A 25524-nucleotide genomic window follows, 5' to 3' on the forward strand; every position below is an offset into this window, starting at 1 on the left:
ATCTTTACAGCGATGAAGGTTCCGGCAATCAAAGGCTTCGACGAAGCTGCTTTTAACAAATACCTTAAGAATACCGGCTGGCTCATGATTGCCCGGGTTGCGAGCATGGGGATTAAGATCCTGGTCAGCATCGAGCTCTCGAACTATCTGCTGAAAACAAAGCTTGGTATTTACTCCTTTCCGACAGCATTTTGCACCTTTTTTATAGCTGCGGCCGCTTTAGGACTTGATGGCTTTGTTACCCGCGAACTGCTTCGCAAGCCTGAAAAGAAAGACCTGCTCCTGGGAACTGCTTTTTTCCTCAAACTGGCAGGCGGCCTTACGGTGCTTCCGCTAATCTATCTGACTTACACTTTATTAAATAATCAGGAACCTATTGCCACGCCACTAAGTTATGTGCTCACAGTAGGGCTCACCGCAGCGATACAGGCATTCAACATTATAGAGAGTTATTTCCAGTCGAGGACACAGGCAAAGTATATCATGCGGGTTCAGGTGAGTGCCAACCTGATATCGGCTGCGACCAAAATGACCTTCATCCTGCTCGGCTTGGATATTGCCTGGTTTATCGGCGCTCTGCTTTTTGATGCGGTGATACTAGCTTCAGGCTATCTGCTCAGTTACCAGAAACACGGCGGCTCGGTATGGAAATGGACGTTCGACCGGCGCATTGCGGGTTACCTGCTTTCAAAATCCTGGCCGCTGGCCTTCTCTGCCATATTGATCTACGTATACATGCGGATAGATCAACTGATGATCGAAAGATATTTGGGCGTTGGCGCCATGGGTATTTATACCAATGTCGTGATGCTCGCGGAAGCTTGGTATTTCATACCCGTGGCCATCGTAACCTCTGTTTTTCCGGCCATCATGAACGCCAGGCGGGACGACCCGGTTCGTTACATCAGGCGGCTGCAGGACCTGTACGACCTGATGGTATGGGTTGGGCTTTCCGCTGCAATCTCAGTCTCTATATTCGCTCCCTTAATTTTCGATCTGTTGCTGAACGATGAATTTGCACCCGGCGCACCGATCTTATCGGTCCATATCTGGTCGGCCGTCTTTGTATTTCTGAGCACCGCAAGCGGACAATACCTTATTGCCGAAGGCCTGGTAAAACTCACGCTGGTGAGGAACGCCCTGGGCGCCGTCGTAAACGTAGTACTGAATATCTTCTGGATCCCAAAGTATGGCATTATGGGCGCCGCCTACGCCACACTTATTGCGTATATTGTCAACAACTTCTGGATATTGCTGCTTCCGAGGACAAGGCAGCAAGGTATTATGATGCTCAAATCTCTGTTCCTGATTTCTCTGGCAGAAAAACTGCGCAGGTAAAGAGGAAACGGCGTGTCTGACCCCATTTGTTTTTAAACGCTAGCTTTTTTCATATAACCTGCTACCTTTGATTTACTAAACCATAACTGCTGATGGCATTCCTGAAACCCTTAAGAGCTAAAATCAGATCAATCGTTTATAAACCAAAGCATGCTCTGGACCTCATCCGGCTTAAATCGGTGATAAAAAACAGTCGGGGTAAACTGCAAATCATTATTGGGGCACATAATACCGACTATCCGGACTGGTACCCAACCAATATAGAAAACCTTAACCTGCTCAATGCGGAATCTTTCCGTGAGCTGTTTGGCGATAAAAAGGCGACCCGATTTCTTGCAGAACATGTTTTTGAGCATCTGACTTACGAGCAGGCGCTGGTGGCCTTAAAAAACTGTAATCGTTATCTTGAAAAGGGTGGAGTAGTGCGCATAGCGGTGCCCGACGGGTTTCACCCGAACCCGGAATACATCAATATGGTGAAACCTGGCGGATATGGAGAAGGGGCGCTTGACCATAAGATCCTTTACGATTATCATAAGCTAAGTAAGGTTTTCGAGGAGACGGGCTTTAAACCCAATTTACTTGAATACTACGATGAGCAGGGGCAGTTTCACTATACGGACTGGAATGTAGAAGACGGCTTTATTTTGCGCTCGCGCAGGTTCGACAAGCGTTTTAATGAGCCCCTGGGTTATTCTTCATTAATTATTGACGGCGTAAAACTCTAACAGGCAATATGGCTATCGTAACAGACAACCTCGTCGACGCCTACAACGATTTTTATGATGGCAGTCAGGCTGAATGGCGTATGCTCGGTGCAAAATCAAAGGCGCAGAATATCATCGACGTATGCCGCGGATTTAAGCCTGCAAAAGTACTCGAGGTAGGTGCGGGCGACGGCAGCATACTGCACTATCTAAATGAGTGGGGCTTTGGAGAAGAACTCTACGCGCTCGAAATTGCCGATAGCGGCGTAGCTGCTATTAAGCACCGCAACCTGAACAGACTGAGAGAAGCACACAGTTTTGACGGCTATAATATACCTTATGCAGAAGAGCAATTCGACCTGGTGATCCTTTCGCATGTATTGGAACACGTAGAGCATGAGCGCATGCTGATCCGGGAGCTTAAACGGGTAGCCAAACACATCCTCATTGAAGTGCCACTGGATTACCGTTTCAATGTGGATCAACGCATGAAGCATTTCCTCGATTACGGGCACATCAATATGTACACCCCTACGCTGATCCGCTTCCTCCTGCAGAGCGAAGGGCTAAACATCGTATCTGAGAAGGTCACACAGACGTCTGTTGCCACAACAAAGTTCTGCGAATTCGAGGTGTTGAAAAAACCTAAAACGCTAAGTCGTACACTCAAGATAGAACTGGAATACCGCACCAAGAAACTCCTGGGAGCATTGCTTGGCAAGCATAAGGCCGAACAATTCGCCAACGCTTACACCGTTCTAACTAAAAAGTCGAACCAAAACCTGCAAATATTCTAAGCATGCAAACCTTTGCCCCTATTGCACTCTTTGTATATAACCGCCCCAATCACACGGAACGCACACTAAAATTCCTTAAACAAAACGATCTGGCCTCCGAAAGCCGGCTTTTTGTCTTCTCGGACGGCCCTAAATCTGCTTCCGATGAAGGGAAGGTGAAGGAAGTCAGGGAACTCATAAGGAACATAGAGGGATTTAAATCCGTCGAAATTATAGAACGCAGAGAAAACCTTGGCCTGGCCAAATCCATCATAGCCGGGGTTTCCAGGCTGGTGTCCGACTATAAGCAGGTCATTGTTTTTGAAGATGACCTGATCACTTCGCCTTATACGCTGACTTACTTTAATGAAGCCTTGCAGCGTTATCAGGATGAGGAACGCGTGATGCATATCGGTGCCTATATGTATCCGCTTAGGGACACACCCCTACCTGAAACCTTTTTTTATCGCGCAGCAACGAGTTGGGGCTGGGCCACCTGGAAGCGGGCATGGAAGCACTTTGAACCGGATGCCGACGTGCTGCTCAGGCAGTTTGACAAACCGAAAAGGCAAGCCTTTTCCATAGATGGCACCATGAACTTCTGGAAGCAGCTAACGGACTATAAGAGGGGGAGAAACGATTCCTGGGCTATTCGCTGGTACGCCTCCATTTTCCTGAAAAATGGTCTGACGCTTAACCCCTCACATTCCCTCGTCAATAATATTGGCCATGACGGCTCCGGAGTACACTCTGGTATAAATGACATCTATAATGTGGTCATCAACCCAAAGCCAATTACGCAGTTTCCTTCTAAACTGGAAGAAGATACAGCCGCCTATCAGGCCATCAAAGCTTTTCTGTCCAACCGGAAAGGATCGCTATGGCAACGCATCAAACGTTACGTCGGCCAGCGCCTCAATCGTGGTTAAGCCGGCTTTCTTGCTTCAAGCATGATGTAGGGCGACAACGCCCTTGAATTAAAGGGCAGTACTTTTATAAACACTTTTCCGGCGAGCCAGAGTGTTTTTTTAAGCAGCCTCACCGCAGCGGGTTTTTTCTTTTCATTCTCGAGCCACAGGCTAAAATGGCCATAGTACCTTGATTGGACCACGTCCAGACCTGCACGTTCACAGATCTGCCTGAGCAGCTGTGGATCCATGCAGTCTATATTATGCTTATCGTAATTCTCCTTGTCGAACCGCCTTTGAAACCAGCCGTTCAACGCCCGGAAATTAGGCAAGGTGATCATCAGGGAACCGCCAGGGCGAACAAAGTCGATATGTCTTTGAATGATATCGGCAGTATCCTTAAAATGTTCGATCAGTCCGCATGAAAGCACCAGGTCGTATTGCTTTTCAGGCTTATAACTGAAAAGATCGGTCTCTATAACGGCAATATCATGCACGCCAAGACCATTAGCTTCCAGCAATGCCCTGGTTACGGGCTCATGAATAAAATAATCGAGCAAGGTTACGTCGAGGTTAAAATAGCGCTTCAGGAATACCGCATAATAGCCCGGGAAACCGCCCAGCTCTATAGCCGTCTGGACGTTCTGAGATTGTATCAGTGAGGCAAGCTCCCTGTGAAAAAGATAATCATCAGGGATGGGTACAGCCAGATCATTCTTACTTTCCCAGTATTTAACCCAAAACGCCCTATCGGTCAGCAGGTTCTCCATACTATTTGCCCAGATCTTTTAAGATTTCGGAAATGGCGCGCTCCAATTGAGGGTCGCGATCGGCCAGCCTGTCTTCAAACGTATTCTTCACGTAGATGTCGGGCGATACGCCGGTCATCTCCAGGTCTTTCCCATCCAGCGTATAACAGCCCCAGGAAGGAAGGCGGTAAGACGACCCGTCTACCAATCCTTTTGCCGAGGTAAAGATGATCCAGCGATAAGTCTCCGTGCCAATAATCTTGCCTAGCTTCAGCTCCTTGAAACCAGCCGCAGTCATCTCCGCATCGCTGAGTGACTGTTCGTTAATGAGCAGCACGATGGGCTTTGCCGCAGGGGCAAAGTTACTCTGGGGCGACAGGTTTCCACCCCTGTACTTCCACTTCAGATAGGGCCGCTGCGACAGGAAGCGCAATACTTCATCATGCACGTTCCCGCCGGTATTGTACCGCAGGTCGAGTATAATAGCCTCCTTGTTATTTTCCTGGGCTACCATATCAAGCAGGAATTGCTCCAACTCTCCGGTTCCCATATTTTTCATGTAGGAGTATGCAATGCGGTTATGACCCAGTTGCTTCACACGCTGACGGTTACTGTTGATCCATTCATCATAAAAATTGCCTCGCAGCGCGCCGCTGCTTTGTGGATGTACCTTCGCGGTGACGGTCTTGCCTCCACGCTCAAGCGTAAGGGTCATCTCCTGTTCCAAAGAGGGCGTTGTAAAATACTGGTCGCGGTCTGCCGCAGGGTCTATTTTAACGCCGTTTACTGCCGTCAGAATATCACCAGCTTTTATATTTACACCTTCCCGCTGTCCGTTGCTCTTCGCGACAACATATTTCACTTTCAAGGGATTTTGCTCATCAAACACAATTCCGCTTTCGTTAGTCACATAATTAAGACGCTTGCCTTCTTCTGCTCCAAAACTATTGAAGCCTAAGTGAGAGGAATTCAACTCGCCCAGCATGTCGTTGAGCAGTATACGTAGATCGGCGCGACTTGTTACATGCGGTAAATATTGGGCATAACGTTGCTGCATCTTCGCCCAGTCTACCCCATGAAACTTCTCATCGTAAAAATTCTCTTCCAGTCCGGCCCATGTTTCATAAAACATTTGGTTGAACTCGCCCGCCAGGCTGCGGTTAAACTTATACCCCATATTCAAGGCGTCCATCCGGTTCATATCAATATTATACTTGTTGATGACACCCCGGCTAAGCGCATAATATTTACCACCAGCTTCTATAATTCCCGCATACCCGTCGGCAACCTTTTCGGTCTTGTTGGCTTCAAACGGCTCCAGAATGGTACGGTATACAGCCTGCGAGCCACCCTCGTGGTTGGACGTGTAGAACACATAGGTCTTATCACCTTTGGCAAATACGTCCATACCGTATTGTCCGCCAAATCCCGGACTGATCAACTCCACCCTATCCATAATGTCTTCGGTATTGATGACTATAACATTAGCTGGTTTAACAGGCTTGTCATCTTTGCCGCTTTTCTTCGCCGTGTCGGCTACCGATTTACCCTTGCTGTCTTTGTTCTTGCTGTCCTTACCTTTGGTATCCTTTTGAGCAGGCTTAGGCTCCGGGCTTTCCACCTTTTTTTCTTCAAAAAGCTCATCGAATTTGTCGCTTCTATAAGGTGCATCATAATTGTTGAGCGCCATGCGGTACACCTTACTGTTTTGCATGCCAAAGGGATAATTCGGCTTTGTCCGGTCGCTGGTAAAATAAATGTATTTGCCGTCGGGCGACCAAACTGGCGCGGCCTCAGTTACGCCTGTATTGGTCAGGTTTATGGTTTTGTTATTCTTGAGGTGATGCACCAGAACATCCTGTTCAAAATTACGGAATGCCGTAAAAAGCACATACTCACCATTCGGAGAAAAAGAAGGTCTGGAGTTCTGAAAAGCCCAGATTTCATCCTTTACAATGGTCTTACTGCCCATTGATTTCAAATCGAGCAGCCTGACTTCATTCCTGCCGCTCAGATATACTGCCTGGGTACGCTCTTTATTAAACACGATGTCCCTGTTGTTGGCATTATCGGAGCTTAGCTGTTTTATGTTGCCCTTTCCATCGGCCGCAATCGTAAAAAGGTTTTGGTAACCTTTATGCGTCTGATTAAACAGCAAAGTCTTATTGTCCGGAAGCCATTTGACTTCCATAGCGCGCTCCGCAAACCTGCCATTGGTAAGCGGCCGGCTGATCTTCCGTATAAACTTACCCTCGGCATCACTCACAAACAATTCGCCCCTGGATATAAAGGCCAGCTTCTTGCCGTCGGGCGACAAATCAAAGGCTGAGATCGATCCACGCACGTCGTACTCCTGCTCCTTGTTAAGGACATCGTTCCGGGAAATGGCCACATTTAGGAGTTCCGAACGCTTTGAAGCAACATCATATAGATAAAGTTGATAATCTTTTTCAAAAACTATTTTATTTCCTGATGCAGCAACAAACGGGCGCTTAATAGACGAATCAAAGCGTGTTAAAGCTGTTTTCTTGCCCCCATCAAAGGTGTAGAGGTTATATTCCTCGTTACCTTCGTCTGAAGCAAAATACACCTTACCGTTTCTGTCTACACTGGCCCAAAAATCTTTCCCGATATAGTTGGTGTATTGTTTATAAACCTTCGTCTTGGGATTATATGACTGTACGTCCGGATTATAGGCCCCCTTATAGCGTTTACGATTGGCAAAATTTCTGCTCTCCCAGGTATCGTTGAAAAACAGTTCCCCATTGGGTGCTTCCGCAATGTTATGCACCGTGTTAAAATAATTGCTGAATAACCGGCGGGCAGTACCTCCCATCACATCCACGCGGTATCCAGCATACATATTATAGCGTCCTGAAGTGAAGTAAATGGTCTTCGAATCCCAACCCCAGCCGTCTACCTCATCTCCGGCATCATGATGTGTAAGCTGCCGGATGGTTCCCCCGCCTAAAGGCATAACATACACATCGTAATTGCCATATTGATCGGAGGAAAACGCCAGCCATTTTCCATCGGGCGATACCCGCGGACTGATCTCATTTCCCGGCATCGCCGTAATCCTGCTGGCCTCGCCTCCCGCTGTAGCCACCTTCCACAAATCGCCTTCATAACTAAAGATAACCGTTTGCCCGTCGGGCGTTAGCGTTGGATAAGCCGTAAAGCGGGCATCACTTTGTGCATAGGCGGAAGTGCTGCAAACCATGAGCGCAGCGGCTATGCCGTAAACGAGTTTTTTCATACGTATTTGGGGTCTGTTTGTGGTTTTTATTCTGTAAATTACCAAATATATGTATTTTTCGTCCATAATTAATTTGTCCTGTTGAAAGTCGTACACTTAAATACATATGAAGGAAATGGTGGAGCTGGCAGGGCCTGCCTGCGGCTGAATGATGCGCTCAACGCGTCCGGAGCAGACTCCAGCGTGATGGTCTATTACCAGTTTAAGCCAAGCAGTAAAACGGGATCCTTCAGCAACACGATGATTCAGAAAGCCGCCGCGGTTTTTAATATCCTGTCGGAGCGTTACCTCTCTAAGGCTGTAACCAAAGCGCTTAAAACACCTTTCTCCCTCCAGTGGTTCGGACGCTCGGTGATCAAACATCCGGCACTTCAGGGAGCCGACATCATCCACCTGCACTGGGTTAATCATGGTTTCCTTTCACCGAAGTTTATCGCACAGCTGGACGAGCTGGAAAAGCCGATTGTCTGGACTTTTCACGATAGCAATGCCTTCACCGGCGGATGCCATGTGCGGTATTCCTGTGAGCACTTCCATAAAGAATGCGGGCATTGCCCGCTGCTTAAGTCGAGCGGACCCAACGATCAGTCGCACCAGACCTGGCTGCGCAAAAAGAGGGCTTATTCTGAGCTGAACTGTCATATTATAGCGCCGAGCAACTGGATGGCGGCCTCAGTTAAAATGAGCAGTCTGATGGGTTTCCGGGAAGTCACCGTAATTCCAAACACCATCGAAACCAAGATCTTCAAGCCTTACGTGAAGACTGAAGCCAAAAGGATACTCAGGATAAACCCTGACAAATTTGTGCTGATGAGCGGCTTTATGCCGTCGAGCGACGACAAACACAAAGGCACTCCTTATTTGCTTGCTGCGCTCAACGACCTCGCTTCCCGCCCGGGGGTCGACAAGGAGCGTATTGAGCTGATCGTTTTTGGAAATAAGCCGAACACGGAGATGCCGGATTTTCCGTTTAAAACTACTTTTCTCGGCACTATCAGCAACGATGAGCACCTGGCAAAATGTTATTCGGCAGCCGATGTATTTGTTACCCCCTCCCTGGAAGATAATCTTCCCAACACTGTAATGGAAAGCCTGGCCTGCGCGACACCGGTGGTTGCTTTCAAAACCGGGGGCATACCCGACATGGTGAAGCACCTTTTGAACGGCTACCTGGCTGAATATGAGTCGGCAGCCGACCTTGCTACCGGGATGGAATGGCTTTATCATGAAGAACATGCGGCCGAGATCCAAAAGGAGGCCAGAAAAACCATTTTATCACAATTCTCTGAAGAAGTTATTGCGCAAAAACACTTATTATTGTATCAGTCACTGATTGATTTACAACCGCGCTAACTTTAAAAAACTGCATGCTGCCCAAGCTAAGTGTTATCACCATCGTATACAATAATGTAAGGGATATTGAGCGCACCATGCTTTCAGTACTAGGTCAAACCTACAGAAACATCGAATATATTGTCATCGACGGAGCGTCGACCGATGGTACCCGGGAAATCATCGGCAAGTACCAGTCGCAGCTTGCCGGGTTTATATCTGAACCGGACAAGGGGATTTATGATGCCATGAACAAAGGGCTTGCGCTGGCTACGGGCGATTATGTTTTATTCATGAACTCCGGAGATGAAATTTATGCGCCTGTAACTGTGGCTGAAGTTTTCGACAGTTCCGATTCGGCAGATATTTATTATGGGGAAACAGAGATGTATGACGCCGAATGGAAGAGCCTGGGACAACGGCGACACTGCGCTCCCGAGGTGTTCAACTGGCGCAGCTTCCGGTATGGGATGACGGTAAGCCATCAGGCGATTTACATCAGACGAAGCATTACCACGCCTTTCGATCTCCGTTATAAGTATAGCGCCGATATTGACTGGATCATCAAAGCTGCCAAGCGCGCTTCGAGCATCGTTAACACCCGGATGTATGTTGCCAAATATCTTGTGGGCGGCATATCCAAGAAAAAACACCTGGCCAGTTTGAAAGAACGCTTCCACATCCTTTCAAAATACTACGGGCTGATTCCCAACGTCATTAACCATGTATTTATAGCGGTGAACTTGCTCAGTTATTATATCCGGCACCGGCGTACCAACGACTAATCCGCTGGCTGAACTAGCCCGTCAAATAAAAAAATGACAAACAATCTTCCGGCCTATCTGTCCTATATTCCGTGATGGGCGCAGGGCATGCGCCTCTATTGATCATCAATTAAAATTTGTATTATGGGACAATTAAGCAACAGAACGATAGCCGTGCTATCTGAGAACGGCTTTGAAGAATCAGAGCTGACAAGTCCGGTTCAACGCCTTCGCGAAGAAGGAGCTACTGTACATATCATCTCTTCCGAGCCTGGAAAAATCCAGGCCATGAAAGGCGATCGCGACTGGACGATTGAAGTAGATGTGGACAAGACCTTAGCGGAAGCAAACCCAGGCGACTATACCGGCTTGCTCCTTCCCGGCGGTGTACTGAACCCCGATTCACTGAGAAAGAATGAGGATGCCCTCAGCTTTGTTAAAGCATTCTTTGAAGCAGGTAAACCAGTGGCTGCCATTTGTCACGCGCCACAGGTATTGATCTCTGCTCAGGTTGTGGAAGGTCGAAAGCTGACATCGGTAAAAACGGTTAAGGTAGACCTTGAAAATGCCGGGGCAAACTGGGTAGACGAGGAAGTAGTGGTAGACCAGGGACTGGTAACCAGTCGCGGTCCGCAAGACCTACCGGCCTTCAACGACAAAATCGTAGAGGAATTTGCCGAAGGCGTACATGAAGGTCAGCATGCCTGATGGCAGTTGACCGTTCACTTATAAAAAAGGGCCTGATTAAAATCAGGCCCTTTCTCTTATTGGAACTTCTTGGCGTTTATCTTACGCTCATTTTCTGTGAGATATATTTTACGCAGACGCATGCTCTGCGGAGTCACCTCAATGTACTCATCCGCCTGGATATATTCCATAGCTTCTTCCAGCGAAAACTTGATCGCCGGTGCAATACGGGTGTTGTCGTCACTTCCTGAGGCACGCATGTTGGTAAGTGCCTTACCTTTTACTACGTTAATAACAAGATCATTGTCGCGGATGTGCTCACCAAGGATCTGCCCCTCGTAAATGTCTACACCAGGCTCTACGAAGAACCTGCCGCGATCCTGCAATTTATCAATTGAATATGCCGTAGTAGTACCCTTCTCCATAGATACAAGTACGCCATTCATGCGTCCAGGAATTGTTCCTTTCCATGGCTCGTAAGCCTTGAAGCGGTGCGCCATGATAGCCTCACCTGCTGTGGCGGTAAGCACATTATTCCGGAGGCCGATAATTCCGCGTGAAGGAATCTCAAATTCCAGGTGCTGAAGATCTCCTTTTGGCTCCATGATGTGGAGTTCGCCTTTACGCTGTGTAACCAGCTCGATAACCTTACCGGCAACCTCTCCGGGAACATCAACGATCAGGGTCTCAACCGGCTCACATTTTACGCCGTCTATTTCTTTTACGATAACCTGTGGCTGACCAACCTGGATCTCATAGCCTTCGCGACGCATAGTCTCGATAAGTACAGACAAGTGAAGAATACCCCTTCCGTAAACCAGGTATGCATCAGGCGATTCTGTCTCAACCACTTTCAGGGCCAGGTTCTTCTCCATTTCTTTATAGAGACGTTCCTTTACGCGTTGTGAAGTCACAAACTTACCTTCTTTACCAAAGAACGGCGAGTTATTGATCGTGAACAGCATGTTCATCGTAGGCTCGTCAATTTTAATTACCGGCAGTTGTTCTGGTGCATCAAAATCGGCGATAGTATCACCAATCTCAAAACCTTCTATCCCTACAACCGCACAGATATCACCAGATTTTACCTCGGCAACCTTAATCTTACCAAGACCTTCGAAGGTATAAAGTTCCTTTACTCTCGACTTGACCATTTTGCCGTCACGCTTGATCAACGTAACCGGCTGGTTTTCTTTGATAACACCACGGTGTACGCGGCCAATAGCGATACGACCTACGAATGAAGAATAATCGAGCGATGTAATCTGCATTTGCAGCGTACCTTCGTTGACGGGTGCAGGAGGTATATTCTCAACAACTGCATCAAGCAACGCGAATATATCCGTCGTCGGCTTTTTCCAGTCGGTACTCATCCAGCCCTGCTTAGAAGATCCGTAGATCACCGGGAAGTCGAGTTGCTCCTCAGTAGCCTCCAGGTTAAAGAATAATTCAAAAATCTGTTCGTATACTTCTTCCGGACGGCAGTTCTCCTTATCCACTTTGTTGACCACCACAATGGGCTTCAACCCTAGTGACAAGGCTTTCTGCGTCACAAACCTTGTTTGAGGCATGGCTCCTTCGAAGGCATCACACAAAAGAAGCACGCCATCGGCCATCTTCAGTACGCGTTCTACCTCTCCACCAAAGTCGGCGTGACCAGGGGTGTCTATAATGTTGATCTTAACATCCTTATATTGGACCGAAACGTTTTTAGAAACGATAGTGATACCGCGCTCACGTTCCAGGTCATTGTTATCAAGTATTAACTCTCCTGTTTGTTCGTTGTCCCGAAAAATGGAACAGGAGTGTAAGATCTTGTCAACCAATGTGGTTTTGCCATGGTCAACGTGCGCTATAATAGCTATGTTTCTGATTTTTTGCATAAATGCCTTGTAAAAATTTGGCGCAAAGATACGGTTTATTTTTATAAATCAATTTGTTATGCTAGACTAAGATGACGGATCTGCTCCCGGCACGTAGACGACTATGGTTATAAAATGGTAAGTAACGAGAAGCATGATAACAGGGAGATAACAGGGGGTTAACAGGGGCATTACAGGGAGATCATAGGGCAAAGTCCCTATTAGCCCCCTTACAAAGCCCTGTTAAATAATTGTTGAAATCGAACTAAAAGTTAAACAAGATCATTGCGGTTAGGATTTACATTGGAGAGACCAAGTTTTGATTTCTAACGCCTATATTTGACTTATGGATTTTCAGGTTGTACTTGCAGGGTTATTATTTGTGGCCGCACTGTTTTATATCGGTCGCCTGATATACCGTTCTGTATCGCCCAAGCGAAACGGCTGCGGCTCTAACTGCAAATGTGGTGTAGATTTTTCGAACATTAAGCCCTAGCAGCAATGCTCCAGCGCTTCAAAGAGTACCTTCAAACCAAAGTTGCCATTACAGATGAGCAGTTTGGTTTAATTACCGCGCACCTCAGGATAAAGGATTTTGACAAGGGTGAAATGATCCTGATGAAGGGCGAAGTGTCATCGCATGTGTACTTTGTACTGGAGGGCCTGCTCAGGAGTTATTCTATTGACAGCAAGGGAAAAACACACATTATTCAGTTTGCACCGGAGCAGTGGTGGCTATCGGAACGGAATGGCATCCTGTTTAATGAAGAGTCGGAGTTCTTCCTGGATGCTGTAGAGGCTACTAAAGCAATCGTGCTGCCTAAGGATTTTATCATGGAATCTTCGAAGGTTGTACCCTGCATGGCCGACCTGAACAATACCATGCTCAATAATGCGATCCGCTTTATGCAGCGCCGCATCAATATGCTGTTAAGCGCTACCGCTGAAGAGCGATACCTGAATTTTATTAAGCTCTATCCCAACCTTACGCTTCGCGTTCCTCAATGGATGATCGCCTCTTATCTCGGCATTACACCGGAATCACTTAGCCGGGTAAGAAAAGATCTGGCGCACAGGAATTTCTTAACATAGGTCAACGTCCGGGGAAAACCGCATGCCTAACTTTGTGTTGTTGAAAGACAGTAATTTGTTAACTCTAAAAACACGATAATTATGGCAACAACAACATGGACACTCGATCCTACACACAGTGAACTTCAGTTCAAAGTAAAGCACCTGATGATTACTACGGTAACCGGCAGCTTAAAGATTTTTAATGCATCGGTAACCACCGAGGGTGATGATTTTGAGAACGCCCAGGTAAGTTTCGAAGCGGAGACCGCGTCGATCGACACTGGAAATTCGGACAGGGACAATCATTTAAAGAGTGGCGATTTCTTCGACGCAGAAAAGTACCCTTCTATCAGCTTCCGATCTTCTGCTATAACAAAAGACGGTAGTGATTATGCCGTTCAGGGCGATTTGACAATTAGAGATGTAACCAGGCCGGTGAAACTGACCGCAGAATTCGGCGGTATTGCGACAGATCCATGGGGGAATACCAAAGCTGGTTTTACCTTAAGTGGCAAAATTAACAGAACGGACTTCGGGCTTACCTGGAATGCAGCACTGGAAACCGGAGGTGTGATGGTAAGCGAAGAGGTTAAGATTGCGGGTGAGCTGCAGTTTGTGAAAGGAGCTTAACATGAATGCAATAAAAAGTGTGTCGGCCGTGCTAAACGCGCCGGCACCACATATGGTAGGCGATGGATTCCGGGTACACAATTTCTTTCCGAATGGATACAAAATAAATATGAGCCCGTTTTTCCTGCTCGACTATAATGCCAGGATCGAGTTTTCGCCCAGGCAGGAGCCCCGGGGCGTGGGTGTGCATCCGCACCGTGGCTTTGAAACAGTTACAATAGCCTATCATGGCGCCGTGTCGCATCACGACAGTGCAGGCAACAGTGGCACCATTTTCCCGGGGGACGTGCAATGGATGACTGCGGGCCGTGGGGTATTGCACAAGGAGTATCATGAGCAGCAGTACAGCCTTACGGGCGGCCCGTTCCAAATGGTGCAACTTTGGGTAAACCTGCCTGCGCGGTTTAAAATGACAGATCCGAAATATCAGGACATCAGACGTGGAAATATGGCTGGTTATTCGCTCGAAAATGGCGGAGGCGTTGTGGAGGTAATTGCTGGCGAATACAAGGGGCTACAGGGGCCAGCCAGTACGTTTTCTCCGCTGCATTTGTATAATGCGCGCTTAAATGCTGGCGGGAAAGCTGAGTTTACGCTTCCGGCTAGCTATAACACGGGCTTTATGGTGGTGGATGGAAGCGTGCGGATTAACGGATCCGCAGATGACGAAACAGCCATAGCCGTAGCCGATCAGTTTGTTCATTTTGAGCACTCTGGTGCCCTGATTGAACTTGAGGCCATAGAGAATGCTACGGTACTCATCATGAGCGGAGAGCCTATTGACGAACCCATTGCACAGTACGGTCCTTTTCTCATGAACAAACCGGAAGAAATTGATCAGGCGATTGCCGACTATAATGAAGGTAAGTTCGGCTACCTGGAATGATCTGCCTTTTGGATAAGGCAAACCGCGTAGGCCACCACGCCCTCTTCGCGCCCAATGAAGCCCATTTGCTCATTGGTAGTGGCTTTTATGGAAATGTCCTCGACCGGTATACCCGTAGCTTCGGAAATATGTTGCTGCATAGACGGAATATGCGGATTGATTTTAGGCGCTTCGAGGCATAGCATGGCATCTATATTGCCTATAAGCCATCCTTTTTCTGAAAGAAGTTTCACGGATTCTCTGAGCAGGATCAGACTGCTTATGCCTTTCCACCGGGGATCGGTGTTTTTGAAATGAAAGCCAATGTCGCGGAGATTGGCGGCGCCAAGCAGTGCGTCGCAAATCGCATGGAGCAAAACGTCTGCATCGGAGTGCCCGTAAGCCCCCTTGTGGTGAGGCAGTGTTACGCCACCTACAACGAAAGGATGACCATCTTTTAACTGGTGAACATCAAACCCGAATCCAACTTTTATCTTCATGGTGCTGTTTATTTCAAACCGCTTTACTGCGGGTGACCAAAATTAAGCAATAAACCTAACCTAATCGTATTGGCGACAAGATTCTGTTGCGTATTCGCAATCAGATAAGAAAAATCGACTTGCAGCCACTGATGCTTTAGTCCCCCGCCCACTGTAAAATACCGCTGCCCGCTATCCCATAGTCCGTAGTGATAACCCGTCCGGAGCGCGAAACGGTTTCGGCACCAATATTCCATACCCGCAGCGGTCCATCCTTCGGTATTGTAATCGGCTGCCAGCGTAAGTTCATTATACTCGCCGAACAGTATTGTTGATGCCCCGCCGATACGGACAGCGGATGGCAGGGTTTGCTCTTCTCCCAGGCCGCCTGTTGTACTGACATGCATGCCGATGTTGGCGATATGAATACCGCCAGCGACAATAGCTTCCATGCCCATGATATGGGCTGGCCTCTTGTAAAATGTCGAAACATCAACAGCCATAGCCCGAACATCGGTAAAAGCTGAAGATATGTACCTTAAACTCGTTGCCAGCGAAAACTGATCGCCGAACTTACGGGCGTAGGCCAGATCAAAGGCATATTCTCCTGGGGCAAACGTACCTAGATCTTGCTGACCAATGTCTGTCAGCCTGATTTCGCCTGCCGAAAAGAAACGGAGTGAAGAAGCCACCGAGCCATTTTGACCTGCACGAAAAAAGCTGCTGACGTAAGCGAGGCCGACGTCGCTTACGGCATTTGGCATCCATGGGCAGTAAGAAACGGCTAATCCATAGTCACTTTCTGCAAATGCGAGTTTAGCGGGGTTAATGCTTGGTGTGTTGGCGTCTGGACTTACGGCTACACCCGCACCAGCCATTCCGCCCGATCGAGCGTCGGGCGTGATCAATAACACTGGAAACAAGGTAGCACCACCCGGCTTCCCTGCATGGTTAGAAACGGAAGTCTGAGCTGCAAGTTTTGTAGCGCAGATGGCAATGCATACGCCCCATAAAACGCATGCTGTTGACGAGGAAAATCTCATGGGCTAAGTTAATAAGTATTGATGTTTGGGCACAAATGCCTTAAGTTTTTTGTGGAGTGCTTGTTTTTTCGTATTTTTAAACGTTATTGTTACAACTGCGACCAATCTGATGAAAAACATTTACATCTACACTTTGGGTTCTTTTTTAATGGCTGTGACGCTGCTTTCCTGCAAGCCTAAGTCGGCCGTGTCCGACAAAACCGGAATGGCTTATAACAAACAGGAATACGGCGGCTTTCAGGTGAACAACAAGTTTAAACGGGGCCCGGGACCAGGTCTGGTGGAAATTGAGGGTGGTGTCTTTGTGATGAGCGGAAGCGCTATCGCCATTCCCGGTCAGGAGCTTAGTGAGTACAATCATAAAAGGGAGACAACAGTTTCGTCATTTTACATGGATGAAACGGAGGTTTCAAATACAAACTGGCTGGAATATCTGAACTGGATCAGAACAAACTTTCCAACTGATTACGAATATTATTACAATGAATTGCCCGACACGTTGGTGTGGCGCAGGCCTCTTTCTTATAACGAGCCGTATGTGGACAACTATCTGAGGCATCCTGCCTATCAGGATTATCCGGTGGTAGGTGTGAGCTGGGAACAGGCAGAGCGCTATTGTGCGTGGCGGACAGATCGGGTTAACGAACTTCTGCTTCGTGAGCGTGGTTATATGACGAGTTTCCGCGACTTGAACGGATCAAATGGCACGGCGGCTAATGCCAATACCGCGAATAGATCTACCGCGCCGTTTAGTACTGGTGCTTATCTTACCGGGCAGCATGATGACATGGGAAAAAATGCAATTAAGGACCTGAATCCGGCAAACGCAGCAGCAGGCCAAAACGCCGGGGCAAACTCAGGCACCAGAAATGTCAGGTTAGAAGATGGTATCCTGAAACAGCCGTATCGCTTACCTACTGAGGCAGAATGGGAGTACGCAGCATTAGGGCTCATTGGCAATACCCAATATGAAAATATTTACGAGAATAAGATTTATCCTTGGAGCGGACTTGGCGTAAGCTCTGCCAAGAAAAGTACCCGCGGTATGATCTTGGCGAACTTTAAGCGTAGCAAGGGGGATTACATGGGCGTAGGGGGCTCTTTGAACGATAAAGGGGGGCTGACGGTTGCAGTGCGCTCGTATTTGCCAAACGATTTTGGTTTGTACAATATGGCAGGCAACGTGAATGAGTGGGTAGCCGATGTATACCGGGCGAAGACCTTTGAAGCGGCCGATGCGTTTAACCCGTACCGTGGAAACTTTTATACCGATAAAAAGGTTGCTGATCCTGCTACTGGAAGGGTTGAACTAGACAAGTATAACAGGCCTGTGATGGTTGCCGCTGCTTCGCCCAGAAAACAAACCTGGGCGGAAAAACAGGCTGCAGCTGCGGCTGGGGTGCCGGATTCTGCAAGGGTAACTGCATATGCGGATCAGAGAGGTTACCGTGACCCGGCTACAGATCTTTATGGTGAAACGACGTTGATTAACGATAAATCGCGTGTATACAAGGGCGGTTCATGGGACGATCAGGCTATGTGGCTAAATCCGGCTGCCCGGAGATTCTTGCAACAGGATCAAAGTACTGCTGATATAGGCTTTAGATGTGCTATGACTATGCTTGGTGCACCGGAGATTAGATCAACTGGTAAACCGCAATTCAAGCAGCGCCAGGCGAAACCGTTCCGGTCAAGATAAGGATTTAATGAAATTGAATCAGCACCTGGTTCTTTTCTACTTTATCGCCTTGATTTACGAGAATCTTTTGGATTGTAGCATCTGCGGGTGCCTTAATGCTGTTTTCCATTTTCATTGCTTCTAATACGACCAAACCTTGCCCTTTGATTACCTCCTGCCCTTCAGTGACCGGCAGGCTTAGTACAAGGCCAGGCATGGGAGCTTTCAGCTCCTTTACTTTTCTGGCGGAAGCTGCATCTATACCCATCTTCTTTAAAAGATCGTCGAACTGGTCGGTAAGACTTACTTGATAGATATTGCCGTTGACTTTGACCTGAGCGGTCTTTTCTTCACTGTTATGCGCAACCAGTTCTACCTCGTACGATTTGTTATGGTGAAGAACGTGCAGGTTTCGTTCTCCAAGCTCTTCAATATCGAAAAGGACTTCTTGATTGTCTATCTGAATGGCGTCTTTACCGACTGTGATTTCAAATATCTCCTTATCGTTGACTTTTGCTTTCATACCTATTGTGTTAATGCGTATTGAATCAGATTGGCACCCATTTTAAGCGCCTGCAAACGACTTTCCTGTGTGTCGCCTGGATATGTGCCATAGTCTTCCCATCCGTTGCCTAAATCACTCTCATAGCTGTAAAAGCAGATCACCCGGCCTTTGAGGATTAGGGCTAATCCTTGTGGGCGCTTATTGTCGTGTTCATGGATTTTGGGTAGTCCCTTTGGAAACTTAAATTTTTGATTGTAAATAGCGTGGCTGACTGGTAACTCTGTAAAACTGAGTTCCGGAAATACTTTCTTCATTTCCTTCCGGATAAACCGGTCAAGTCCATAATTATCGTCAATATGCAGAAATCCGCCAGCAGTAAGGTATCTCCGAAGGTTGCTGGCTTCGCTTTCACTGAAAACAACATTTCCGTGGCCTGTAAGATATATGAACGGATAGTTGACAAGCTCCGGACTGCCCGCATCTATAACGACCTCCTGAGAAGCGAAGTTCGTGAGCAGGTTCTTGTTACAAAAGTCAATTATGTTGGATAAAGCGGTACGATTTGCATACCAGTCGCCCCCCCCGCTATACTTAAGCCTGCCGATCTTGTAGGTTGGTACCCGAAAACCTATAAGAAGAACTGCAGCCAGGCAGGCCAGAGCAAATATATATCCTGGCCTTTTGTTCATCTGTTTAAGTAATTAATTTCAAAACATGCGGCGAGTGCAGCGGTCTCTGTACGCAACCGTGACGACCCAAGTGAAACAGGTGCGTAACCTTTACTCTGGGCAAGTTCAATTTCTGAGGACGCAAAATCACCTTCCGGACCGATCAGTATAGTATATCGCTCATACGGGCGGCAGAGTTGACTTATGTAGGCCTTCTCACTGTCTTCTTCGCAGTGTGCGATTAGCTTGCGTTGTTTGACGTTACCGTCAACAGCAGAGCTGATATCAGACCGCAGAAAATCCGTAAGACTGGCCTGAGGATTCAAAATCGGATGATAGGCTTGGAGCGACTGCTTAACTGCAGAAGTGATGACCTTTACAAGCCGATCATGCTTAACCACTTTCCGCTCCGAGCGGCTGCATATAACTGGAGTGATTTCGTCGATACCGATTTCAGTAGCCTTCTCCAGAAACCATTCGAGACGATCGATGTTTTTTGTAGGCGCAACAGCTATATGCAGGTGATGATTCCGCTGTTGATGATTTTGCTTGGATTCAAGAATATGAAGGTGCACATTCCGCTGACCTAAAGAACTAATCTCCGCGGTATACAGCCCACCTCTCCCATCTACAAGGTGCACAACGGAACCGCGAACTAACCTGAGTACTTTGATACAATGCCTGCTTTCTTCCTCATTCAAGACATATTGATCTGAATTGATGTCTGGTGTATAAAAAACATGCATAGCACGGATTTAGTGGTTATCTACCATGTCGTTCTTGTTGATAACGAGTTCAAGTTTGATGGTTTCAATATTTTGCTCTGTCTTCTTCAAAATTGTGAAGAGATAACCGTAGCATTCTTCACTGTCGCCAACTTCGGGGATCTTACCGAAAGAATGGGAAACCAGTCCGCCCACAGTATCGAAGTCACCATCTTCCGGCAGATCGTGCGGCAAATGCTCGTTGACATCATAAACAGTTGCATAGGCATTCACGATGAACTCATTGTCTGATACCCTTTCGACGATGGGCTTTTCTTCATCATACTCATCCTGAATTTCACCAACAATCTCCTCCACAATGTCTTCGAGAGTTACCATACCCGCGGTACCACCGAACTCGTCTATTACAATGGCAATTTGTATGCGCTTCTGCTGAAGCTCACTGAGCAGGTCGTTAATTTTCTTGGTCTCAGGTACAAAGTAGGGCTTCCGTATAATGTCCTTTAATGCCCAGTCTTTGTTATCGGCCAATAATGGTAAGATATCCTTGGCATGAACGATACCGACGATCTTGTCGATTTGCTCGTCATAAACCGGCATACGGGAATAACCTTCATTAATAACCATGGCAATGACCTCCTGCCGCGGAGCGGAAAGCTCCACTCCAGAAATTTTGGTTCTGGGAACCATGATGTTCTTAACAACACGCTCGTTAAAATCAAACACGTTCTTGATAAGCTCGTGCTCATTGGTATCAAGCGCACCGCTCTCCTTACCCTGATCAAGCAGGTAATATAGTTCTTCGGTGCTGTGCACCGATTCATGACCTCCTACACTGGATATTCCAAACAGCTTCAGGATGACATTGGCTAAGCCGTTGAGCACAAAAATAAAGGGTCGGAAAACCCAATAGAAGGCCTGAAGAGGCAAAGATACGAATAAAGTAGTAGCGACGGGACGTTGGATAGCGACCGACTTAGGTGCGAGCTCGCCAAACACGATGTGCATCACCGTTATGAAAAGGAAAGCAATAATGGTAGATATGGAAGAGATATAAACTTCAGACAGGTTAAAGTTGATCAGCAGGTCATGGACAATAGTGTGCATGACAGATTCACCAACCCAACCCAGACCCAAAGAAGCCAAAGTAATACCCAGCTGAGTAGCAGCCAGATATCCATCGAGGTGTTGTGTGATGTGTTTTGCAATGTTCGCTACACGGCTCCCGGATTTGGCTTTAATCTCGATCTGGGATGCCCTGACCTTGACAATAGCAAACTCAGCTGCTACGAAAAAACCGTTCAGTGCTACTAAAAAGAATGTTAAGAATATCTTAAAACCTTCCATTAAGACTGATTATTTCTAAACTTTTGGTTGTAAAGGTCTATACTTTCCTGTATGACTTTATGTGCATAACGAACTCCAAGCAAATGTTCTATCGTAACCTTCTTTTCCTCAAGCGCTTTGTAATCCTGAAAAAATTTGACGATTTCCTTCATGGTATGCGGTGGCAGATCGGCCAAGTCATTAATATAGTTTACAGACATATCGTTCTTTGCCACTGCAATGATTTTATCATCCTGCTCGCCATTGTCTACCATGTGCATGACGCCAATGACCTTAGCTTCGATTATAGAAAGCGGATATACATCCACTGAGCAAAGCACCAGAATATCCAGAGGGTCGTTGTCATCACAATAGGTTTGAGGAATAAACCCGTAATTGGCCGGATACATCACTGAAGAAAAAAGAACCCGGTCGAGCTTGATCAGGTTGGAATCTTTATCAATTTCGTACTTAGCTTTCGATCCTTTCGGGATTTCGATGATTGCGTTTACTGTGGTTGGCAGGTTGTCTCCAGGGGATACGCTGTGCCACGGGTGATTGTCGTATTTACTCATTCGTGTTTATTGTTCAAAATTTGTTTGTTCGTCCTCAGCAACCTTTACTACTCGCTTTCTTACAAAGGTAATAATGAGCGGGATTGTTGTTATTAAAATGAATCCAATTATGATGTATAATAAATAATCATTGATTTCCTTTTCAAACCGTCTTCCAAGGAAATAGCCCAGCAAAGTTAATGATGCTATCCATATTATAGCACCTGTAATGTTATATAATGCAAATCTCCTGAAGTCTAACTTTACCACACCAGCAAAAATCGGTGCAAAGGTCCTGACTATAGGCACGAAGCGTCCCATAATCAACGCGAAGGCACCCTGCTTATGATAATATTCTTCTGCTGCTTTGAGGTAGCGCTTTTTAAAAAAGAAAGAATCCTTTCTTTGATACAATACCGGTCCGGTTTTCCGGCCAAACCAATAGCCGGTAAAGTTCCCAAGTATTGCTGCAATACAGAGTGTAAAGATCAATAAATAAATGTTCACGTCCAGTTTCCCGGTGGCCACAAACATTCCCGCAAGGAAAAGCAGGTAATCTCCGGGGAGAAAGAAGCCAAAAAAAAGACCGGTCTCTGCGAAGATTACGAAGGTTACTACATAAAAACCACCTTCTCTAAGTAATTTTTCGGGGTCTACAAACTGGTGTAAGGCGGTCCAGAGATCTTGCATAGTTCAATTATTCGTAAAACTACAAATAATTATCTAGACATGTGTTTATATCAGATCTAAAATTAGCCCTGGATAAATGCCCACTGCGATGGTAACAACAAGCGAAAGAAAGACAACGAGGCGGTACTGAAAGGGGGTGTCTAAGGCAATCCCATTTCCTTCTTTGAAGTACATAGCAACAATCACTTTGAAATAGTAGTAGAAGCCGACCAGCGCATTTAAGATAGCAAAAGCAACCAAATAGATGTGATATTCGTTCATCACGTTCAAAAACATCAGATATTTTCCGATAAAGCCTGCGGTAAGTGGAATTCCAGCGAGTGACAACATGGAGACGGTAAGCGCGAAGGCCATAAATGGATTCAATTTAGCTAAACCATTGAAGCTGTCGAAGTGGTCGTTTCCCGTCTTCTGCTTTACAAGGATTAAAACAGCAAAAGCAGTAATACTGGCAAAACTATATGCAAGTGCATAGACCAGAACGTTGCTGGCTGACGAAGATGTAAGTGTAACGAGTGAAAAGAGCAGATAACCCGCATGAGATATGCTGGAATATGCGAGCATACGCTTAAAGTTACGCTGAAATAGTGCGGTGACATTGCCTACCAGCAACGTAAGGAATACTAAAGCTAACACCGGAGAGAGCCAGAAATCGTGTAGCGGCGCGAGCGTGTCTGCAAATAAACGCAGCAGGGCAGCGAAACCGGCGGTCTTCACTGCAGTAGACATAAATGTTGTAATTAACGTGGGTGCACCCTCATATACATCTGGCGTCCAAAAATGGAACGGAGCAGCACCTATTTTGAATGCAAGCCCAATAAGCAGGAGAATTAGACCTGGATAGAAAAGAGACGACACTTCTGCGTGGTTACCGACGAGATAATTCTTGATATCTACCAGATTAAAGGAACCGGTCGCTCCATAGATAAGGGTAATTCCGAACAAGAGGAAGCCTGTGGAAAAAGCGCCCATCAGGAAATACTTTAAAGAGGCCTCATTCGAAGCGAAATTACTTTTACGGATTCCAGCAAGAATGTAGAGGCTTACCGACATAATTTCCAAACCTATAAATAGCATGGACATGTTGGTATAGGAGACCATGATGACAATACCCGCTAAGGCAAACAAAATCAGCGTCAGATATTCTGCAATATTGTCACTTTGTGACGAAAAATAGTTCTCAGTTAAAAGCAGGATTAAAATCGTTGAAAGTACTGTTATAGCGGTAAACGCAAGTGCGAAATTGTCCATTTGCATCATTCCGAAGTACACACGGCTGGTATTCCAGGATGTGCATACAAATACTAGCGAGATTGCGAGACCAGCAAGGCTAATAGGAAGCAACGCTTTACGGGCTTTAAACAAGCCGGCGTAAAGTACTACTAGGGCAGTGACAGCAATGGTGATTATGATGTTCATTTGTTTATTTTACCGATGTTAATTTTTGGGATACTTGTTCTATTAATTGCTGTACGGCGGCTTCGGAGAGCCCGAGAACGGGTTTAGGGTAAACGCCTAGCACAATGATGAGCAGGCATACGATTACCAGTACAATACGTTCGGAACCTTGCACGTCCGTGAAAGATGAAGTTGTGTTGCTTTCCGGGCCAAGCATAATCCCCTGATACATCCGCAACATATACACTGCTCCGAAAATAATGGTAAGACCTGCGACTACAGCGATCCATGTACTGTACTGATAAACGCCTATAAGCAAAAGAAACTCCCCAATAAAGCCGCTGGTTCCCGGTAGCGCCACTGTGCCCATTATGATGATCAATGTAGCAATTGCCAAATGCGGTGCCTTGGCAGCAATACCCCCTAATTCAGCTATCCTAGTCGTATTAACTCTCCGGTTTATAATATCAAGCACAAAAAACAAACCGATGACATTAACACCATGACTCAACATCTGAATCATTGCTCCTTGCAGGCCTTGTGTATTGATTACAAATACGCCGGCAGAAATAAGACCAACGTGGGCTATGGAAGAGTATGCAACGAGCCGCTTGCTATCCTTTTGTGTAAAAGCTATTATAGAAGCATACACAATGCCAATCACAGAAAGAATGATAGCGAGATGGCCCCACTCCTGTATTCCCAGCGGAACGACAGGCAACAGCCACCGAATGAGCCCATATATTCCCATTTTAAGCATTATACCCGACAACAGCATCGTACCCGCGGTAGGTGCCTCTGTGTAAGTATCCGGCTGCCAGGTGTGAAATGGGAACACAGGCATTTTTATAGCAAAGGCAATGAAGAAAGCCCAGAATACCCAACCCTGTTGGACAACGTCCAAATTCAGACTATAAAAAGCCTGTAGATTGAAATTTGATTCTGGATTCTGTAAAAAAAGGTAGATGATACCTAAGAGCATAAAAAGTGATCCGCCTATAGTATACACAAAAAATTTCATGTTTACCCTGATCCGGTCTTTGCCTCCCCATACTGCACAAATAAAATAAATTGGTATGAGTGCAGCCTCCCAACCGATGTAAAACAAAAAGGCGTCCATAGCTGTAAACACAAGTAACAGTCCACTTTGCATGAAGAGGATGAGTGCGTAAAAGGTTCCCGGATGCTTATATTGGTGAGGAAAACTAGACAAAACAATCAATGGAATGAGTCCATTCGTCAGAAGCACAAGAATAATGCTGATCCCATCTATTCCAGCATGGAAATCTATACCCAGCTGTTGTATCCAGGGATAATTTACTTCAAACTGCACGCTGGAGTCGGGTGTGAATTTGGTAACAAGGGCGGCAGTAATAAGTAAAGAGACTAGTGATGAAACCAAAGCCACAAACTTCGAACTGTTGCCCGAAAAAACGGTAATCAGTGCACTGAGCAAAGGAAAGGATATCAGAAGGAGTATTAGTTCCATTAGCAGTTTTTGAACGAC

25 protein-coding genes are annotated in these 25524 nt (G+C 46.5%); 12 read left to right on the forward strand and 13 right to left on the reverse strand.

The features are described from left to right. Positions 1 to 12: 12 nt before the first annotated feature. From QEP07_RS09915 to QEP07_RS09930, 4 genes are all read left to right on the forward strand, one after another. Positions 13 to 1338, forward strand: coding sequence for a flippase (locus QEP07_RS09915; RefSeq protein WP_285009926.1), 1326 nt, complete (start codon positions 13 to 15; stop codon positions 1336 to 1338). Between the two features lie 92 nt (positions 1339 to 1430). Then, positions 1431 to 2066 (forward strand): class I SAM-dependent methyltransferase, encoded by a 636-nt coding sequence (locus tag QEP07_RS09920; RefSeq protein ID WP_285009928.1) that lies wholly within the window; start codon positions 1431 to 1433, stop codon positions 2064 to 2066. A gap of 8 nt (positions 2067 to 2074) precedes the next feature. Continuing rightward, complete coding sequence (locus tag QEP07_RS09925; protein ID WP_285009929.1) at positions 2075 to 2842, forward strand: class I SAM-dependent methyltransferase; 768 nt, start codon at positions 2075 to 2077, stop codon at positions 2840 to 2842. A gap of 2 nt (positions 2843 to 2844) precedes the next feature. Continuing rightward, a complete protein-coding gene (locus QEP07_RS09930) occupies positions 2845 to 3750 on the forward strand; it encodes a glycosyltransferase (protein WP_285009930.1) in 906 nt (301 codons plus the stop codon). Here the strand turns inward: QEP07_RS09930 and QEP07_RS09935 are convergent. Both QEP07_RS09935 and QEP07_RS09940 read right to left on the reverse strand, forming a co-directional pair. Then, positions 3747 to 4499, reverse strand: coding sequence for a class I SAM-dependent methyltransferase (locus tag QEP07_RS09935; RefSeq protein WP_285009931.1), 753 nt, complete (start codon positions 4497 to 4499; stop codon positions 3747 to 3749). The genes QEP07_RS09930 and QEP07_RS09935 overlap by 4 nt on opposite strands. Before the next feature lies 1 nt (position 4500). Continuing rightward, positions 4501 to 7737 carry a S41 family peptidase gene (locus tag QEP07_RS09940; RefSeq protein ID WP_285009932.1) on the reverse strand — a complete coding sequence of 1079 codons (3237 nt, stop codon included), beginning with the start codon at positions 7735 to 7737 and terminating at the stop codon, positions 4501 to 4503. An 81-nt stretch (positions 7738 to 7818) separates the two neighbouring features. Here QEP07_RS09940 and QEP07_RS09945 point away from each other — a divergent pair, with 81 nt between their 5' ends. From QEP07_RS09945 to QEP07_RS09955, 3 genes are all read left to right on the forward strand, one after another. Next, positions 7819 to 9090, forward strand: a complete 1272-nt coding sequence (locus tag QEP07_RS09945) for a glycosyltransferase (protein ID WP_285009933.1) — start codon at positions 7819 to 7821, stop codon at positions 9088 to 9090. A gap of 14 nt (positions 9091 to 9104) precedes the next feature. Beyond that, positions 9105 to 9854, forward strand: a complete 750-nt coding sequence (locus QEP07_RS09950; protein ID WP_285009934.1) for a glycosyltransferase family 2 protein — start codon at positions 9105 to 9107, stop codon at positions 9852 to 9854. A gap of 123 nt (positions 9855 to 9977) precedes the next feature. Continuing rightward, on the forward strand, positions 9978 to 10541 hold the full coding sequence (locus tag QEP07_RS09955; protein WP_285009935.1) for a type 1 glutamine amidotransferase domain-containing protein: 564 nt from the start codon (positions 9978 to 9980) through the stop codon (positions 10539 to 10541). Positions 10542 to 10597: 56 nt separating this feature from the next. Here the strand turns inward: QEP07_RS09955 and typA are convergent, their stop codons facing one another. Continuing rightward, entirely contained in the window at positions 10598 to 12403 is a 1806-nt protein-coding gene (gene typA / locus QEP07_RS09960) for a translational GTPase TypA (protein WP_256003120.1), read from the reverse strand. Between the two features lie 325 nt (positions 12404 to 12728). On the opposite strand from typA, the gene QEP07_RS09965 reads away from it, so the two are divergent. The 4 genes from QEP07_RS09965 to QEP07_RS09980 all read left to right on the forward strand — a co-directional run bounded on the left by QEP07_RS09965 (position 12729) and on the right by QEP07_RS09980 (position 14972). Continuing rightward, positions 12729 to 12878, forward strand: a complete 150-nt coding sequence (locus tag QEP07_RS09965) for a FeoB-associated Cys-rich membrane protein (RefSeq protein WP_285009936.1) — start codon at positions 12729 to 12731, stop codon at positions 12876 to 12878. Between the two features lie 5 nt (positions 12879 to 12883). After that, positions 12884 to 13474, forward strand: a complete 591-nt coding sequence (locus QEP07_RS09970; protein ID WP_285009938.1) for a Crp/Fnr family transcriptional regulator — start codon at positions 12884 to 12886, stop codon at positions 13472 to 13474. Between the two features lie 81 nt (positions 13475 to 13555). Beyond that, positions 13556 to 14086 carry a YceI family protein gene (locus QEP07_RS09975; RefSeq protein WP_256003116.1) on the forward strand — a complete coding sequence of 177 codons (531 nt, stop codon included), beginning with the start codon at positions 13556 to 13558 and terminating at the stop codon, positions 14084 to 14086. A 1-nt stretch (position 14087) separates the two neighbouring features. Further along, positions 14088 to 14972 (forward strand): pirin family protein, encoded by an 885-nt coding sequence (locus QEP07_RS09980; protein WP_285009939.1) that lies wholly within the window; start codon positions 14088 to 14090, stop codon positions 14970 to 14972. On the opposite strand, the gene ispF is transcribed toward QEP07_RS09980, so the two are convergent. After that, on the reverse strand, positions 14960 to 15451 hold the full coding sequence (gene ispF, locus QEP07_RS09985; RefSeq protein WP_285009940.1) for a 2-C-methyl-D-erythritol 2,4-cyclodiphosphate synthase: 492 nt from the start codon (positions 15449 to 15451) through the stop codon (positions 14960 to 14962). The genes QEP07_RS09980 and ispF overlap by 13 nt on opposite strands. Before the next feature lie 23 nt (positions 15452 to 15474). Next, a complete protein-coding gene (locus tag QEP07_RS09990; protein WP_285009942.1) occupies positions 15475 to 16473 on the reverse strand; it encodes a PorV/PorQ family protein in 999 nt (332 codons plus the stop codon). Between the two features lie 109 nt (positions 16474 to 16582). Here QEP07_RS09990 and QEP07_RS09995 point away from each other — a divergent pair, with 109 nt between their 5' ends. Then, positions 16583 to 18172, forward strand: coding sequence for an SUMF1/EgtB/PvdO family nonheme iron enzyme (locus tag QEP07_RS09995; protein ID WP_285009944.1), 1590 nt, complete (start codon positions 16583 to 16585; stop codon positions 18170 to 18172). Between the two features lie 4 nt (positions 18173 to 18176). Here QEP07_RS09995 and QEP07_RS10000 read toward each other — a convergent pair whose 3' ends face one another. The 8 genes from QEP07_RS10000 to QEP07_RS10035 are packed head-to-tail and all read right to left on the reverse strand — an operon-like array spanning position 18177 to position 25506. After that, entirely contained in the window at positions 18177 to 18674 is a 498-nt protein-coding gene (locus tag QEP07_RS10000) for an acyl-CoA carboxylase biotin carboxyl carrier protein subunit (protein ID WP_285009946.1), read from the reverse strand. Positions 18675 to 18676: 2 nt separating this feature from the next. Further along, positions 18677 to 19345 carry a DUF4159 domain-containing protein gene (locus QEP07_RS10005; RefSeq protein WP_285009947.1) on the reverse strand — a complete coding sequence of 223 codons (669 nt, stop codon included), beginning with the start codon at positions 19343 to 19345 and terminating at the stop codon, positions 18677 to 18679. Beyond that, the gene (locus tag QEP07_RS10010) at positions 19342 to 20070 is read right to left on the reverse strand and encodes a 16S rRNA (uracil(1498)-N(3))-methyltransferase (RefSeq protein WP_285009949.1); all 729 of its coding nucleotides are present in this window, start codon (positions 20068 to 20070) and stop codon (positions 19342 to 19344) included. The genes QEP07_RS10005 and QEP07_RS10010 overlap by 4 nt, the downstream gene beginning before the upstream one ends. Before the next feature lie 9 nt (positions 20071 to 20079). Further along, the gene (locus tag QEP07_RS10015; RefSeq protein WP_285009950.1) at positions 20080 to 21396 is read right to left on the reverse strand and encodes a hemolysin family protein; all 1317 of its coding nucleotides are present in this window, start codon (positions 21394 to 21396) and stop codon (positions 20080 to 20082) included. Beyond that, positions 21396 to 21950: an inorganic diphosphatase gene (locus QEP07_RS10020; protein ID WP_256003103.1), complete on the reverse strand. Its 555-nt coding sequence runs from the start codon at positions 21948 to 21950 to the stop codon at positions 21396 to 21398. The genes QEP07_RS10015 and QEP07_RS10020 overlap by 1 nt, the downstream gene beginning before the upstream one ends. Before the next feature lie 6 nt (positions 21951 to 21956). Beyond that, entirely contained in the window at positions 21957 to 22619 is a 663-nt protein-coding gene (locus QEP07_RS10025; protein WP_285009951.1) for a DedA family protein, read from the reverse strand. A 45-nt stretch (positions 22620 to 22664) separates the two neighbouring features. Beyond that, complete coding sequence (locus QEP07_RS10030; RefSeq protein WP_285009952.1) at positions 22665 to 24038, reverse strand: NADH-quinone oxidoreductase subunit N; 1374 nt, start codon at positions 24036 to 24038, stop codon at positions 22665 to 22667. A gap of 4 nt (positions 24039 to 24042) precedes the next feature. Further along, positions 24043 to 25506, reverse strand: a complete 1464-nt coding sequence (locus QEP07_RS10035; protein WP_285009953.1) for a complex I subunit 4 family protein — start codon at positions 25504 to 25506, stop codon at positions 24043 to 24045. Positions 25507 to 25524 lie beyond the last annotated feature (18 nt).

This window comes from Pedobacter faecalis (assembly GCF_030182585.1).
Classification (GTDB): Bacteria; Bacteroidota; Bacteroidia; order Sphingobacteriales; family Sphingobacteriaceae; genus Pedobacter; species Pedobacter faecalis.

Excerpts from the sequence above, each read along its gene's own strand:
- QEP07_RS09915 (WP_285009926.1), top strand. The coding sequence starts at position 13 with ATGAAGGTTCCGGCAATCAAAGGCTTCGACGAAGCTGCTTTTAACAAA.
- QEP07_RS09920 (WP_285009928.1), top strand. The coding sequence starts at position 1,431 with ATGGCATTCCTGAAACCCTTAAGAGCTAAAATCAGATCAATCGTTTAT.
- QEP07_RS09925 (WP_285009929.1), top strand. The coding sequence starts at position 2,075 with ATGGCTATCGTAACAGACAACCTCGTCGACGCCTACAACGATTTTTAT.
- QEP07_RS09930 (WP_285009930.1), top strand. The coding sequence starts at position 2,845 with ATGCAAACCTTTGCCCCTATTGCACTCTTTGTATATAACCGCCCCAAT.
- QEP07_RS09935 (WP_285009931.1), bottom strand. The coding sequence starts at position 4,499 with ATGGAGAACCTGCTGACCGATAGGGCGTTTTGGGTTAAATACTGGGAA.
- QEP07_RS09940 (WP_285009932.1), bottom strand. The coding sequence starts at position 7,737 with ATGAAAAAACTCGTTTACGGCATAGCCGCTGCGCTCATGGTTTGCAGC.
- QEP07_RS09950 (WP_285009934.1), top strand. The coding sequence starts at position 9,105 with ATGCTGCCCAAGCTAAGTGTTATCACCATCGTATACAATAATGTAAGG.
- QEP07_RS09955 (WP_285009935.1), top strand. The coding sequence starts at position 9,978 with ATGGGACAATTAAGCAACAGAACGATAGCCGTGCTATCTGAGAACGGC.
- typA (WP_256003120.1), bottom strand. The coding sequence starts at position 12,403 with ATGCAAAAAATCAGAAACATAGCTATTATAGCGCACGTTGACCATGGC.
- QEP07_RS09965 (WP_285009936.1), top strand. The coding sequence starts at position 12,729 with ATGGATTTTCAGGTTGTACTTGCAGGGTTATTATTTGTGGCCGCACTG.
- QEP07_RS09970 (WP_285009938.1), top strand. The coding sequence starts at position 12,884 with ATGCTCCAGCGCTTCAAAGAGTACCTTCAAACCAAAGTTGCCATTACA.
- QEP07_RS09975 (WP_256003116.1), top strand. The coding sequence starts at position 13,556 with ATGGCAACAACAACATGGACACTCGATCCTACACACAGTGAACTTCAG.
- QEP07_RS09980 (WP_285009939.1), top strand. The coding sequence starts at position 14,088 with ATGAATGCAATAAAAAGTGTGTCGGCCGTGCTAAACGCGCCGGCACCA.
- ispF (WP_285009940.1), bottom strand. The coding sequence starts at position 15,451 with ATGAAGATAAAAGTTGGATTCGGGTTTGATGTTCACCAGTTAAAAGAT.
- QEP07_RS09990 (WP_285009942.1), bottom strand. The coding sequence starts at position 16,473 with ATGAGATTTTCCTCGTCAACAGCATGCGTTTTATGGGGCGTATGCATT.
- QEP07_RS09995 (WP_285009944.1), top strand. The coding sequence starts at position 16,583 with ATGAAAAACATTTACATCTACACTTTGGGTTCTTTTTTAATGGCTGTG.
- QEP07_RS10000 (WP_285009946.1), bottom strand. The coding sequence starts at position 18,674 with ATGAAAGCAAAAGTCAACGATAAGGAGATATTTGAAATCACAGTCGGT.
- QEP07_RS10005 (WP_285009947.1), bottom strand. The coding sequence starts at position 19,345 with ATGAACAAAAGGCCAGGATATATATTTGCTCTGGCCTGCCTGGCTGCA.
- QEP07_RS10010 (WP_285009949.1), bottom strand. The coding sequence starts at position 20,070 with ATGCATGTTTTTTATACACCAGACATCAATTCAGATCAATATGTCTTG.
- QEP07_RS10015 (WP_285009950.1), bottom strand. The coding sequence starts at position 21,396 with ATGGAAGGTTTTAAGATATTCTTAACATTCTTTTTAGTAGCACTGAAC.
- QEP07_RS10020 (WP_256003103.1), bottom strand. The coding sequence starts at position 21,950 with ATGAGTAAATACGACAATCACCCGTGGCACAGCGTATCCCCTGGAGAC.
- QEP07_RS10025 (WP_285009951.1), bottom strand. The coding sequence starts at position 22,619 with ATGCAAGATCTCTGGACCGCCTTACACCAGTTTGTAGACCCCGAAAAA.
- QEP07_RS10030 (WP_285009952.1), bottom strand. The coding sequence starts at position 24,038 with ATGAACATCATAATCACCATTGCTGTCACTGCCCTAGTAGTACTTTAC.
- QEP07_RS10035 (WP_285009953.1), bottom strand. The coding sequence starts at position 25,506 with ATGGAACTAATACTCCTTCTGATATCCTTTCCTTTGCTCAGTGCACTG.